The sequence below is a fragment of the Kribbella sp. NPDC020701 genome (assembly GCF_055562215.1).
The window spans coordinates 57,146-69,593 of sequence record NZ_JBVHFT010000017.1 but is presented as its reverse complement, the minus strand read 5'-3'; the positions used below and the strand labels follow the sequence as shown (position 1 = coordinate 69,593).

Below are 12,448 nucleotides of genomic sequence, written 5' to 3'. Positions count from 1 at the left end.
CTGGTGGTCTGGCAGCAGTGACTGAAACTGTCTCGCGAAGTGCTGGTCGCGGCCGTCCAAGCCGCCGTACAGCTGATCGCGATCGGCGCGGTCACTCCGCACCGCTTTGATCCCATCGGTCGACTCGACCCGGGTGGTCGGCCTGATCAGCCTCCCGGGTGCGATGACCGGCCTGATCCTGGCCGGCGTCGACCCGCTCACCGCGATCCGCTACCAGATCGTCGTCATGTACATGATCCTGGCGGCGGCCGCCCTCGCCGCACTGATCGCCGGCCGCCTGACCGAGCGAGCACTCTTCGACCACGCCCACCGCCTCCGGGCGATCGGCACGCGGTAGTTTCGCCGAGCTGTGGGCGGTGCCTTTCACTCAGAAATTGGCGCCGGCTGGGAAGGTGGCCAGCACGAGAGGTAGACCGACGAGGAGTGGCGTCACCGCAGCCGCGCCGATCAGGACGGGCGGCCACAGCCGGGGTGGAGGTTCGAGCAGTCGCTCTACGCGGACCAGGGCCTGGCCGCCGACCGCTGCCAGGCCGCCGTCGGGTGCATCGCGGCCGAGCAAGGAGATCGCGCCGGCCAGGCTGCCGCCGTCGACCTGTCGCAAGGCCCGGTCATCAGCGAGCAACTCGACCAGATTTGTGGTGGCCTCGCGAAGCCGGCACAGAACCGCGATGCCGGGGAACGCATCGGCGAGCAGCGTTGCCCAGGTGACCAGCCAATGATGGCGACCGGTCAGGTGGGCGCGTTCGTGCGCGAGTACCGCTGCCACCTGGTGTGGCTCCAGGACTTTGAGGGCGTGTTCGGTGATCACCACCCGGTTGGTACCGGCGACGCAGTACGCGGCTGCCGTCTCCGACGGGATGACGGTCGCGTCGAGCTCTGGGTCGTGGCGTCCGAGCACCGACAACAGGTCGAGATGTCTTCGGCGCATAGTGCGCTGCGCTCGGAGGAGGCGGGTGGCCGCCTGCAGGAGGCAGGCGGACGCGAAGACGACGACGAACAGACCCATCGCTACTGTCGCCAGAGTCTCGACGGTCGACATCGCGTGATCGTGTGCGTCAGGTCGTCCGATCGGCAGGAAACGGGCAGTGGAGATGAGCTTCACCGCCGCCAGGCTGATGGCGAATCCCGCGGATCCGATCGATGCGTGCCACAACGCCATCGCCAGTCCTGGTGACCGTCTCGACAAGGTCGAGTCCGACAGCAGGCGTGGCGCGCAAGTCGCAACAGTCGCCGCATAACCGGTCAGCAGGAGCACGTGTGTCGTGACGTTCATGATTCACGCTTGTCGTCGCGACGCCGACCCTGCAGCGCCTCCCGTACAGCCGTGGCCTCCTGATCGGTCATGCGGTCCACGAATCGCAGCAGGGTGGCGACCTCGTCGCCGCTGCCGGCGAGCACCTGCCGTATCAGTTCCGCGCTGTACTCCTGCCGCGACGACACAGGCCGGTACCGGTAGGCCTTGCCGTCCAGCTCTCTGGTCAGCCAGCCCTTCCGGTACAGGTTGTCCATCACGGTCATCACCGTCGTGTAGGCCAGACGTCGTTCCTCGGCCAGGTCATCGAGCATCTCGCGGACCGTCGCGGCGTGCTCCCAGCTCCACAGGCGGTCCATGATCACCGCTTCGAGGTCACCGAATCCCCGCACGCCTACCTCCTGCTGGCCTGTTTGTCGCCCCCACCACCAGCTGACAGCTCATGGACACCGAAAGACGAGCAGTTCGGTTCGCCCACCACTCAGTGGCACGAACTGACTTCCGGCCGGCTCCAGGCCACGTCGCGCCAGGAAATCCTGCACCCAGTCGCGTGGCGTCAGCGTGTAGATGGTCGCACGCGAAGGCTCGTGGAGCCAGGTTTTCGTCACCAAGTCGTCCAGACACTGATCGGTGATCAGGTCGAACGCGACCACGCCACCCGGACGCACCACCCTGGCCATCTCCGCGATATACCCGAGCGCGGTGACGAACGGGATGTAGCAGAACAACTTGTGCGAATGAACCAGATCGACCGAAGCAGACGGAGTTGAAGCCAGCGAATGCCCGTCGGCGGGCTGGGCGATGATCTCCGGTCTGATCTGCTGCAAGTAGCGCAGCCAGTCCGGCGCCGTTTCATAGATCTCGTAGGCCTTCGGTTGCAGCGTGTCCATCACTCTGGTCATGTATCGCCCCGACCCTGGGCCGATCTCGCACACCCGGTCCACTGTGTTGCCCAACTCACCGAGCCGGAGCATTGCCTCGACCGTTTCGGCTGTAGCGCCGGGCTCCGCACTGAACCCGTCCAGGTAGTCCCCGACTGATAGGCCCGCCTTGTTCGCCGCCGAAATCGTCTTGCCAGCAGGCAGAAACGGGCTGATCCCCGGATCCGTGCTGTATCCCCTGACAAGTTGCACCCCGGCGGGTCGAAGAGCTCGATTCACCCCGGACCGCACAGTTCCCAGCAACGACATGACGCCCCCTAGATCAGCGGCCGTCAGCGGCCGCGCCCCGGCCCGTCCAGGTCCCCACCACGGACGAACCATCTACGATCCCGTATCGTACTAAGAATCATAGTTGATACAAGTGCCCTCTCGATGCGCAAGATGTCGACGGTCCGGCGCCGCACGCTACGCTGACCGGTGATGAACACGCTGTGGCTGTCCAACCGGCTGAGCCTGGTGCGCTTCCTGGTGGTCCTGTGCGCGGTCATGGGCGTGTTCGCTGCTCGGCACGATCGCACTCGCCGTTTTCGTACTCTTCGTCATGGCCACGTACTCCGGGGCGACGATTCTGGCCGGACGGCTGTCGAACAGCTCGCGCACCGCGCTGCCGGGCTTGTTCGCCCACTCAGTGGTGCCGATCGTGCTCGGCTACGTCATCGCGCACTACTTCACCCTGCTGGTGCTGGAAGGTCAGCGGACCTTGATCTTGCTGAGCGATCCACTCAGCAATGGCTGGAACCTGTTTGGCACCGGCCTGTTGGGCGTCAACGCCGGCATCGCCGACCACACCACAGCGATCGCGACGATCCAGGTCGGCGCAGTGGTGATCGGCCACCTTCTCGGGGTCGTGTCCGCCCATGATCGCGCGGTCGCACTGTTCCCGCGCCGCACGGCCCTGGCCGGCCAACTCCCGCTCCTGATAGTCATGGTCGCCTACACGGTCGGCGGCCTCCTGCTCCTGTTCTCCGACTAACCACCCGATCGACACTCTCGGAGGTAACCGGAGATGAGCTCAACGCCAACGCACAAACGTCATTCGGAAGCGTGGCGGCCAGCGGATCCAGCTCCGTCACAGCTCCGTGAGACATCGGCAATCGACGATCACAGTCGAGCAGCGCTGAGAGACAAACACGCAGGTCGGAGGCCGATTTGGCCTCCAAGACGCGAACCGCCCACGAGGCAGTAAAGATCTACACCATCTTCGAAGGCACCTCGGAGATCCAGAGGTTGGTCATCGCCCGCGCGATCTCAGGCATGCGAATCCGCTGACGTTTCCGCAGGTCAGAGCCCGATTCCAGGGTCTTCGAGGTGCGGGCCGCCGTCCGGCTCCCAGGACCGAGTAGGGGAGTAGTCGGCGGCCTGTTCCGTGACTGTTCCGTGATGAGCGGAGAAGAGGCGACCCAGGCGCGTGTCCACGGCTTTCCGTGCCCGCTCGTGCGAGGACGGGAGCATGTGGGTGTACAGGCGGAGGGTGAAGCCTGGGTCCCCGTGGCCCGGTACTCGGCCAGCTCTTTGATGTTGACGCCGTCGGCGAGGGCGATAACGCGTAGCGGTGTCGCAGCGCGTGCATGCCGTTCTCACGGCTGGATACGCAATGCCGTCTGTGTCGCGCGTCCTTCGTGGGCATCGGGATGATGTGGGCTTCGGCGAGCGCCGGCTTCCAGACCAGTTCGTCGTACGTCCAGGCCCGGACGCGGAACCGAGGGGATCCCCAGTGGGCTGCTGAAGAACGGCAACGGCAGGGCGTAGGTCAGGCTCAGGCTCGGCTGTTTCCCCACGTGCTGGTCCGCCGTTCAGGGGCCCTGGGCCTGCCTCATCTGTTCGGCGGTCAAGATGTGGGCGCCCGTGCTCGGGATGACCAGCGTCTCGGTCTCTGTGTCGTCCCAGCGGACGAGGTACGGCGGCGATCCGTCGGGGCCGTGGACCTCCAGGATCAGGCCGTGACGTTTCTGGTCGTTGAGGTGGGTGCCTTCGATCATCAGCCAGTCGCCAGGTGCCGCTTTCATGATCGTGCTCCTCCCGCTGCGTGGCTGCCGGCCGTCCGGCGGCGCGCCTACCTTCAGGTGACACCTGCCCCGGGCGCGGCGGCAGGGGCCAAGTTCCCGCCGGCAGGGACCGAAAGGCCCTCGCCCGGCTGGAGGTCCCTTGTCCGGGGTGGTCGGGACCTTGGGCCCTTGGGAGGGCCGGCACCGCGCGGCCAGGATGCTGATAGACCCGGCGTGAGGTGCCCCGGGACCCGTGACAACCGAACGGGGAGTGCAATGAGCCTGATGCTGGACCGGCTGCGTCGCTTCCGTCCCGTCGGGGCTCCGGGAGGTGCCGGTCCGGTCGGCGTACCCGAGGACCGCCACTCCGGTGTGCCCGCCGAACTGGTCGCGGTCTTCGACGCCCTGGACGGTGTGATCGCCGAGTGCCGGGAGATCCGGACGCGTGCCGAGGACGAGGCCGCCGAGCTGATCGGTACGGCGCAACGCGAGGCGGCCGGTCTGGTTGCCTCCGCTGCCGCCCGCGGACCGGCCGAGCGCGCGGAGGCGGCGGCCGCGATCACGGCCGGTGGGGATGCTGTGGCCGAGCGCACCCGGACCACCGCGACAGCCGAGGCCGAACTGCTGACCCAGCGCGGCCGGCAGCGGATGGACGAGCTGGTCGCCCTGATCCTGGATCGGGTTCGCGCCGACGCCGGACGAGCCGGAGCGGCGTGATGGGTGGAGGCTGGGTGGCCGCTACGGTACGGGCGAAGGCGATGGCGCGCCGGCGTCTCGGGGCCGGTGCGGCCCGGCGGATCGCGCTCGCGCCCAGCCTGCCGGATGCGCTCGGTCTGCTCGCTAGTACGGCGTACGCGAAGGCCTCGGCGCCGGGCACATCCTTGCCGGCGGCGGAACGGCTGATCGCGGCCGCGGAGCTGTGGCAGTTGCGGGTGCTGGCGGGCTGGCTGCCCAGATCGGCGGTCGGGCTGGCCCGGGCACTGGGCGCACGCTACGAACGCGCCAACATCGAGGCTCATGCGCGGAGTCTCGCTGAGCCCGGCCGGTCCGCGCAGTACTACGAGCTCGGCAGCTTGGCGTTGTCCTGGCCGCGGCTCGCGGTGACGACCTCGTCACAGGCTCTGCGGGAAGCGCTCGCGGCCTCGCCCTGGGGCGATCCGGGCGCCAACACCGTGGAGGCGTTGCATGACGTACTGGCGCTGCGCTGGCTGCGGATGGTGGCGGGCGAGGCGGCACCGGCGATCGAGTGGGTGAGCGGTGCGGCGGTCCTGCTGGTCGCCAAACAGCTGCTCGTGGCGACTGCTGGACCGGCCGAGTGGCTGGTGCGGGCTGCGGCCCCCTTGGTCGGGACGGACTGGGTGCGGGCGAGCTCGGTGGCCGCGCTGCGTGAGACGGTCCCGTCCGCTGGGCGTTGGGTCCTGGAGGGTGTGGACTCCCCGTCCGCCCTCTGGCGCGCTGAGACAGGTTTGGCTGTCCGGGTCGAGTCGGAAGGGTTCCGGCTGCTGCGGCACGGAACGCCAGGGGTGGAACCGTTCCTGGGCGCGGTCGCCGTGCTGGCGGTGGACGGCTGGCGGGTGCGGGTCGCGCTCGGGGACGCAGCACTCGGAGCCGGACCGGGGGAGGTGCTCGATGTCCTGGCGTGATGCCGTGCGGCCGGTGCGGATGCAGCGTGTCGGTCTGGTCGTCCCGGCCGAGCACACACGTGATCTGCTGGCGAGGCTGGATGCGGCCGGGGTCGTGGAACTCGATCCGGTGCAGCCCGAGGTCGAGTTGGCCGTCGCAGCCGAGCGGCAGCCGGACTGGTCCGCGCGCGAGACGGAGTTCCGGCGGCGAACGGATCAGGCGGTCGGCCACGGACCTGTCACGGCCTGGCTGGGCTGGACGCCGAGTGCGGCCCTCCCGGAGCTGGCGAACGCGCTGGCATCGATCGGCGGCGCCGTCGTACCTCTCCCGCATCCGCCGGGCATCCAGCCGCCGACGTTGTTGCGGCAGAAGGGTCGCGGCCAGTCCTTCGAACTGCTCGTGCAGACCTACACGACGGTGCCGTACGCCGATGTGGATCCGTCGCTGGTCGCCGGGATCGTCTACGTGGCGATGTTCGGGATGATGTTCGGCGACGTCGGTCACGGCCTGCTTCTGCTGATCGGCGCGGCGGTCGTCCGCAGCGGCCGGTTCACCCGGCTCGCGAAGATCCGGCGCGCATGGCCGTTCCTGGCCGGGGCGGGCGTGACCAGTGTGGTTTTCGGATTCCTGTACGGCGAGATGTTCGGTCCGACCGGAGTGGTACCGGTGCTCTGGCTGTCTCCGGTCGACGACGTCATCACCTTGCTGCTGACCGCGATCGGCGTCGGCGCGGTACTGCTCGGCGGTGCGTACGCATTAGGAATCGTCAACCGCTTCCGCGAGGGTGGCTGGGGTCTCGCTCTGTACGCCCGAACCGGCATCGCCGGCAGCCTGCTGTTCGTCGCGCTCGGTGGTCTCGTCGCCGGCATCTACTTCGGCAGCGGCGGCGTCGTGCTGGCAGCCGTTCTGCTCGCGACCGCCGGCTTGGTGCTCACCTTCGTCGGCCTGCTCGTGGTGGCCGGTGGCGGCGCCGCCGGAGTGCTGCAGGCGGTAGTCGAATTGTTCGACGTGGTCGTCCGGCTGGGATCGAACGTTGTCTCGTTCGCCCGCCTGGCCGCCTTCGGCCTGACCCATGCGGCCCTCGGTGCGATCGTCTGGCTTGGCGCTGTCGCCCTATGGGACGACGGTTCGCTGTCGGGCCGGACGGGTGCCGTCCTGGTGCTGCTCGTCGGGACCGCCGTCGCGTTCGCGCTGGAGGCGCTGGTCGCAGGCATCCAGGCGCTTCGTCTCGAGTACTACGAACTGTTCTCCCGGGTCTTCGAGTCGGACGGGCGGCCGTTCCGTCCGTGGCGACTGCCCGCGGAGGACGTGGAGGTGACACCGTGAGAACCTTCCTTCGCAGGCATCCCTGGGCGGCGGCCGTGCTGACTGTGGTGAACGTCGTCCTGCTGACGGCCGCAATCGCCCTGCTGATCACCATCGTGACCGCGGACTGGGGGTTCGCGGCGCCCGCGGTGGCCACTGCGGGCCAGGCGACCGCGGCCACGGCCAACGGGTCCGCCCTGCTCGGCGCCGCCATCGCGGTCGCCGGCTCGGCGATCGGAGCCGGTGTCGCAGTCGCCTACACCGGCGCCGCCGCCTTGGCCGCGATGAGCGAGCGGCCGGAGCTGTTCGGCCGCGCGATGGTGGTGGTCGGGCTCGCCGAGGGCATCGCGATCTACGGGCTCATCGTCGCCATCATCTTGGTGGGCGAGGCCAGATGACCACGGTCGCGGTGCTAGGAGAGCCGGTCCGCACGTCCGGCTACGGGCTGGTGGGCGCACAGTTGCTCACCGCAAGTACACCCGAGGAGGTACGGCGCTGGTGGCACCAGTTGCCCGCCGATGTCGGGGTGGTGCTGCTCACGCCACAGGCCGCCGAGGCGCTCGGACCCCAGGTGCTCGAGTCCGCAGCAGTGCTGACGGCGGTGTTGCCTCCATGAGTCGTCCGCTCACGTCGATCGCCAACGCTGCCCTGGATCCGGTCCGAACGGCGTTGCGCGCGGCTGCCCACGCCGATGCCGCGGAGGCGCTTCGGCAGGCACACCAACGCACGGACGAGCTGCTCGCCGATGCACGACGTACTGCCGACGAGATCCTGGCCACCGCCCGCGCGGACGGCGAGGCCGAAGCCACTGCGGCCGTGAACGTTCGGTTGGCTCAGAGCCGCCGGGACGCGCGGCGGAGTATGCTCACAGCGCAGCGAGAGCTCTACGACGAACTGCGTCAGCGGTGCCGTGCCGCTGCGACGGCCCTGGCCGAAGGTCCTGGATATGAAGAGCTCCGGGCCCACCTGGCCGAACGAGCGCTGGCCCAGTTGGGTTCCGACGCGACGGTGACGGACTGTGCCGACGGCGGTGTGCTGGCGTCGGCCGGTGACCGACGGCTGGATCTGACGCTTCCGACCTTGGCGGAGCGTGCTCTGGAGCGGTCAGGTGCGGAGGTGGCAGAGCTGTGGACAGCGTGACGCAGCCAGGGCGGATTCGGCGCATCAACGGTCCGCTGGTCGAGGTCCAGGACGTGCCGGACACCGCGATGTACGAGGTGCTGGAACTCGGTGAGCTCCGCATCCCGGCCGAAGTGGTCGCGATCAGCGGTGGCACCTGCACCTTGCAGGCCTTCGAGTACACCGGAGGCCTGAGGGCCGGCGGGTCGGTTCGCCGCACTGGGCGCCCGCTGTCCGCCCGCCTCGGTCCAGGCCTGCTCGGACAGGTCTTCGACGGATTGCTGCGTCCGTTGTCGACGGCACCGACCTGGCTGTCCCCGCAACAATTGGTCTCGGACGATTCCACGGCGGCACGCTGGCACTTCGTGCCCGGTGTGGAGCCGGGACACCAGATGCGGCCGGGCACCGTGCTCGGGGTCGTGACAGGTTCTGGAGCGATCGAGCACCGGGTCTTGGTGCCGCCGGGAGTGAGCGGGGAACTACGATTCCTCGCCGATGCCGGCAAGGTGCCGGCCGACGCGACGGTGGCCCGCGTCGGGGATGTCGACGTGGGTTTGTTCGAGCAGTGGCCGGTCCGACGGCCGCGGCCGTTCGAGCGCCGCGAGGAGACCTTCGTCCCGCTGCACACCGGGCAGCGGGTGCTGGATCTGCTCTTCCCGATCGGTGCAGGGTCGACGACCGCTGTGCCCGGCGGATTTGGCACCGGCAAGACCGTGTTGCTGCAACAGCTGGCGAAATGGTGCGACGCCGACGTCATCGTGTACGTCGGGTGTGGCGAGCGCGGCAACGAGATGGCGGACGTACTCGGTGAGCTGGCCGAACTCGCCGATCCGCGCACCGGTGGGCGGATGATCGACCGCACGGTGATTCTCGCCAACACGTCGAACATGCCGATGATGGCGCGAGAGGCCAGTGTGTTCACCGCTGTGACGGTGGCGGAGTACTTCCGGGACATGGGGTATCACGCGGTCGTCGTGGCAGACTCGACCTCGCGGTGGGCCGAGGCGTTGCGGGAGTTCGCCTCCCGGACCGGAGCGCTGCCCGCGGAGGAGGGATATCCCGCCGACCTGTCCTCGGCATTGGCCGCGTTCTACGAACGAGCCGGCCGGGTCCGGACGCACGGCGGCCAGGTCGCCGCCGTCACGGTGGTCGGTGCCGTGTCCCCACCTGGTGGTGACCTGACCGAGCCGGTCACCACCGCGACCGAGCGATTCGTCCGCGGCGTCTGGTCGCTGGACCGCGACCTCGCGTACGCGCGCCACTATCCGGCGGTCAGCTGGGCGGCGTCGTACTCGCACGACGTGGCCGCCGTGGGTGCGTGGCACGCCGGTCATGGGAACCAGGGCTGGGCCGCGCGGCGAGCCCGGGCGATGAGGTTGCTGGCGGAGGCGGCGCGATTGACCGAGCTCGCTGAGATCGTCGGCACCCGGACGCTGCCGGGACGGGAACGCATGACGATCCTCGGCGGTCGGCTGCTGCGCGAAACGGTCCTCGCGCAGAGCGCACTCAGCGCGGTGGATGCCAGCTGCACTGTCGAGCGTGGTGCTGAACTGCTGCAGCTGGTGCTGGATGTCGTCGACCGCTGCCTCGCGTTGGTCGACCGGGGAGCGGCGGCGACGGAGCTGGAGGAGTTCGACTTCGGCGCGCTGATCAGGGCGCGGGAGGAAGCTCCCGAGCGGGCGGACCTCGACCGTTGCCGCACCGAGATCCTGACCGCGTTGGAGGCGCTGCCATGAGTACGGGTTCAGACCTCGAGTACGGCGCTGTCGAGTCTCTGCGTGGCTCGCTGCTGGTGGTGCGTGGGGTCCGTGACGTGGGTTGGGACGAGTCGGCCGTCGTACGCCTGGACGACGGCACCGAACGCCACGGCGTCGTGCTGGAGGTGGCCGACGACCTCGCCGTACTGCACGTGCTGGAAGGCACGGACGGGATGCGCCTCGGCGGGGTCCGGGTCGGGTTCAGCGGCAGCCCGTTCCGGATCCCGCTCGGTCCGGGCTGGCTCGGCCGGATCTGTGACGGGCGCGGCGAGCCGCTGGACGGTGGCCCGCCGGTGCTCGGCTCGATGACCGCGCCGGTGAACGGCTGGCCGCTGAACCCGGTCGAGCGCGAACCACCGCGGCAACCCGTGCTGACCGGGGTGTCCGGGATCGATGCACTGACTACGCTGGTCCGCGGGCAGAAGCTGCCGATCTTCTCTGTACCCGGCCTGCCCCACTTGCAGCTCGCGGCGCAGATCGCGGCCCAGGCGTCCGCGGTCGGCGACCCGTTCCTGGTCGTCTTCGCGGCGATGGGGCTGCCACATGCCGACATCGACTTCGTTCGGACGGCGCTGGAGGGGCGGGCCGCGGCGGGAGAGCTGGTGATGTTGCTGAACAGCGCGGACGACCCGGTGATCGAACGATTGCTGACGCCTCGGATCGCGCTCACGGTCGCGGAGCACCTGGCGTTCGATCTGGGCAGCCACGTGCTGGTGGTGATGGCCGACATGACCACCTACTGCGAAGCGGTGCGGGAAGTGGCGGCGGCACGTCAGGAGATCCCGGCCCGGCGTGCCTATCCGGGCTATCTCTACAGCGATCTGGCCTCGCTGTACGAGCGGTGCGGCCGAATCCGGGGCCGGCCCGGATCGGTCACGATCATGCCGGTACTGACGATGCCGGCCGGTGACATCACCCATCCGGTGCCGGATTTGACCGGGTACATCACCGAAGGACAGGTCGTGCTCGCCGAGGACCTGCATGCCCGCGGCCTCTACCCGCCGCTCGACATACTCAGTTCGCTGTCCCGGTTGATGCGCCACGGTGCCGGCCCGGGCCGGACCCGAGCCGACCACCTGGACCTGGCCGCCCAGGCGATCGCGGCACTCGCCCAGGCCCGGCAGGCAGCCGAACTGGCAGACCTGATCGGCGGCAGCGCGCTCAGCGACATCGATCGCGGCTATCTGGCTTACGCCACCGCGCTAGAGGATTCGCTGCTGCGGCAGCGGGTTGACGAGGCGCGGAGCTTCGACGAGACACTGGATCGGCTGTGGCAGGCCGTGTCCGTCTTGCCCCGGCGCGAACTCACGATGCTGTCGCGCGCTTCGCTGGCCGAGCATCTGCCAGGCGGCGAACGGTGAGCGGCACGGCGGTCAGCGGCCGCGCCGGACGCCTCGTACTGACGGCCAGGTTGTCGACCGCACGGCGTGCCGTCGAGTTGCTGGATCGCAAACAACGAGCACTGGCGGTGGAATGCGAACGGCTGGAGCTGGCCGCCGCCCGAGCTGCCGAGACCTTCGAGCACGAATCGCGCGCCGCGGCGGGCTGGCTACGGCGATGCATCGCCCTGGACGGTCAGCGCGGCGTGCAGGCGTCGATCCCGTCGGCTCTCACCGACGTCGTGATCGGGTACGACGTGACGATGGGCGTGCGGCATCCGACCCGTGCCGAGGCCGAATTCGCTCCGCTGCCCGAGCCGGCCGGAAGCTCCGCCTTGGCCTACACCGTCCAAGCTCACCGCGCGGCGCTCGTGGCCGGCGTACGGCTGGCCGCCGCGCAGCGCGCGGTCGCCCTGGTCTCCGCCGAGCTGGTGCTGACCCGCCAGCAGCAACGTGCGCTCGAACAGCGGTGGATCCCCAGGCTCGAACGGCGCCTGGCCGAGGTGGTCCAGCGCCTCGACGAGACCGAACGTGAGGAGAACCTGCGGCTGCGCTGGGCCGCGGCGCACGCGTCCCGGGAGCACCCATGACGGACCGGTACCTGGTCGTGGTGGACGATTCCGCGGCGGCCCTGCACGCAGCCCAAGTGGCGATCGACCTGGCCGCGGCGGCCGGCGCGAGGCTCACGCTGGTCACGGTCGTCGAAGATCACGTGCTCGACGCTCAGCTCCGTGCGGCAGCGATCCCGGACGTCGCCGGGCGGCGGGTTCAGGGGGCGGTGGCCATGGTGGCCCGGGTGGCAGCCATTGCGAGCCACCAGGGCGTGTCGGCCGAGACCGAGGTACTGTCCGGGCACGGTGCCGAGCAGGTGTTGGCGGCAGCCGGCCGATGCGGCGCGAACCTGATCGCGGTCGCCCGGGAGCCGCGGCTCCCCGTCGGCAGCCGCACGCCACCGGTGAACGTCGAACACCTGCTGGAGTTCGCCGACGTACCGGTCCTGGTGGTGCCGCCCGCACCGCAGCGATAACGGCCGGCGTCGTCAGGACGGGCTCGGCTCCGGCAGCGCCGGGGACGGCGAAGCGAGGTG

At 69.4% G+C, this 12,448-nt stretch carries 16 protein-coding genes and 1 pseudogene; 13 read left to right on the top strand and 4 right to left on the bottom strand.

The window, feature by feature from the left end; genetic code table 11:
• Positions 1 to 100: 100 nt before the first annotated feature.
• A pseudogene (locus tag ACZ3HV_RS33910) lies at positions 101 to 337 on the top strand (ABC transporter permease); the annotation flags it as partial.
• Positions 338 to 367: 30 nt separating this feature from the next.
• Here ACZ3HV_RS33910 and ACZ3HV_RS33905 read toward each other — a convergent pair.
• The 3 genes from ACZ3HV_RS33905 to ACZ3HV_RS33895 are packed head-to-tail and all read right to left on the bottom strand — an operon-like array spanning position 368 to position 2,226.
• Positions 368 to 1,273: a M56 family metallopeptidase gene (locus ACZ3HV_RS33905; RefSeq protein ID WP_465690406.1), complete on the bottom strand. Its 906-nt coding sequence runs from the start codon at positions 1,271 to 1,273 to the stop codon at positions 368 to 370.
• On the bottom strand, positions 1,270 to 1,644 hold the full coding sequence (locus ACZ3HV_RS33900; RefSeq protein ID WP_465690404.1) for a BlaI/MecI/CopY family transcriptional regulator: 375 nt from the start codon (positions 1,642 to 1,644) through the stop codon (positions 1,270 to 1,272). The genes ACZ3HV_RS33905 and ACZ3HV_RS33900 overlap by 4 nt, the downstream gene beginning before the upstream one ends.
• A gap of 48 nt (positions 1,645 to 1,692) precedes the next feature.
• A complete protein-coding gene (locus ACZ3HV_RS33895; protein WP_465690700.1) occupies positions 1,693 to 2,226 on the bottom strand; it encodes a methyltransferase domain-containing protein in 534 nt (177 codons plus the stop codon).
• Positions 2,227 to 2,734: 508 nt separating this feature from the next.
• Between ACZ3HV_RS33895 and ACZ3HV_RS33890 the strand changes: the two genes are divergently transcribed.
• Positions 2,735 to 3,166 carry a hypothetical protein gene (locus ACZ3HV_RS33890; RefSeq protein WP_465690402.1) on the top strand — a complete coding sequence of 144 codons (432 nt, stop codon included), beginning with the start codon at positions 2,735 to 2,737 and terminating at the stop codon, positions 3,164 to 3,166.
• Positions 3,167 to 3,342: 176 nt separating this feature from the next.
• Positions 3,343 to 3,462: an acyl-CoA dehydrogenase family protein gene (locus ACZ3HV_RS33885; protein ID WP_465690401.1), complete on the top strand. Its 120-nt coding sequence runs from the start codon at positions 3,343 to 3,345 to the stop codon at positions 3,460 to 3,462.
• 524 nt (positions 3,463 to 3,986) lie between these two features.
• Here ACZ3HV_RS33885 and ACZ3HV_RS33880 read toward each other — a convergent pair.
• On the bottom strand, positions 3,987 to 4,199 hold the full coding sequence (locus ACZ3HV_RS33880; protein ID WP_465690399.1) for a DUF1918 domain-containing protein: 213 nt from the start codon (positions 4,197 to 4,199) through the stop codon (positions 3,987 to 3,989).
• A 255-nt stretch (positions 4,200 to 4,454) separates the two neighbouring features.
• Between ACZ3HV_RS33880 and ACZ3HV_RS33875 the strand changes: the two genes are divergently transcribed.
• The 10 genes from ACZ3HV_RS33875 to ACZ3HV_RS33830 are packed head-to-tail and all read left to right on the top strand — an operon-like array spanning position 4,455 to position 12,388.
• The gene (locus ACZ3HV_RS33875) at positions 4,455 to 4,895 is read left to right on the top strand and encodes a hypothetical protein (protein WP_465690397.1); all 441 of its coding nucleotides are present in this window, start codon (positions 4,455 to 4,457) and stop codon (positions 4,893 to 4,895) included.
• A 14-nt stretch (positions 4,896 to 4,909) separates the two neighbouring features.
• Positions 4,910 to 5,821: a hypothetical protein gene (locus ACZ3HV_RS33870; RefSeq protein ID WP_465690395.1), complete on the top strand. Its 912-nt coding sequence runs from the start codon at positions 4,910 to 4,912 to the stop codon at positions 5,819 to 5,821.
• On the top strand, positions 5,808 to 7,127 hold the full coding sequence (locus ACZ3HV_RS33865; RefSeq protein ID WP_465690393.1) for a V-type ATPase 116kDa subunit family protein: 1,320 nt from the start codon (positions 5,808 to 5,810) through the stop codon (positions 7,125 to 7,127). Before ACZ3HV_RS33870 ends, ACZ3HV_RS33865 begins: the two co-directional genes overlap by 14 nt.
• Complete coding sequence (locus ACZ3HV_RS33860) at positions 7,124 to 7,504, top strand: ATP synthase subunit C (protein WP_465690391.1); 381 nt, start codon at positions 7,124 to 7,126, stop codon at positions 7,502 to 7,504. Before ACZ3HV_RS33865 ends, ACZ3HV_RS33860 begins: the two co-directional genes overlap by 4 nt.
• Entirely contained in the window at positions 7,501 to 7,722 is a 222-nt protein-coding gene (locus tag ACZ3HV_RS33855) for a hypothetical protein (RefSeq protein ID WP_465690389.1), read from the top strand. The genes ACZ3HV_RS33860 and ACZ3HV_RS33855 overlap by 4 nt, the downstream gene beginning before the upstream one ends.
• The gene (locus tag ACZ3HV_RS33850; protein ID WP_465690387.1) at positions 7,719 to 8,246 is read left to right on the top strand and encodes a V-type ATP synthase subunit E family protein; all 528 of its coding nucleotides are present in this window, start codon (positions 7,719 to 7,721) and stop codon (positions 8,244 to 8,246) included. Before ACZ3HV_RS33855 ends, ACZ3HV_RS33850 begins: the two co-directional genes overlap by 4 nt.
• A complete protein-coding gene (locus ACZ3HV_RS33845) occupies positions 8,234 to 9,961 on the top strand; it encodes a V-type ATP synthase subunit A (protein ID WP_465690385.1) in 1,728 nt (575 codons plus the stop codon). Before ACZ3HV_RS33850 ends, ACZ3HV_RS33845 begins: the two co-directional genes overlap by 13 nt.
• A complete protein-coding gene (locus ACZ3HV_RS33840) occupies positions 9,958 to 11,343 on the top strand; it encodes a V-type ATP synthase subunit B (RefSeq protein ID WP_465690383.1) in 1,386 nt (461 codons plus the stop codon). Before ACZ3HV_RS33845 ends, ACZ3HV_RS33840 begins: the two co-directional genes overlap by 4 nt.
• Entirely contained in the window at positions 11,340 to 11,951 is a 612-nt protein-coding gene (locus ACZ3HV_RS33835) for a V-type ATP synthase subunit D (RefSeq protein ID WP_465690381.1), read from the top strand. The genes ACZ3HV_RS33840 and ACZ3HV_RS33835 overlap by 4 nt, the downstream gene beginning before the upstream one ends.
• The gene (locus tag ACZ3HV_RS33830; protein WP_465690379.1) at positions 11,948 to 12,388 is read left to right on the top strand and encodes a universal stress protein; all 441 of its coding nucleotides are present in this window, start codon (positions 11,948 to 11,950) and stop codon (positions 12,386 to 12,388) included. The genes ACZ3HV_RS33835 and ACZ3HV_RS33830 overlap by 4 nt, the downstream gene beginning before the upstream one ends.
• The last annotated feature ends 60 nt before the right edge of the window (positions 12,389 to 12,448 follow it).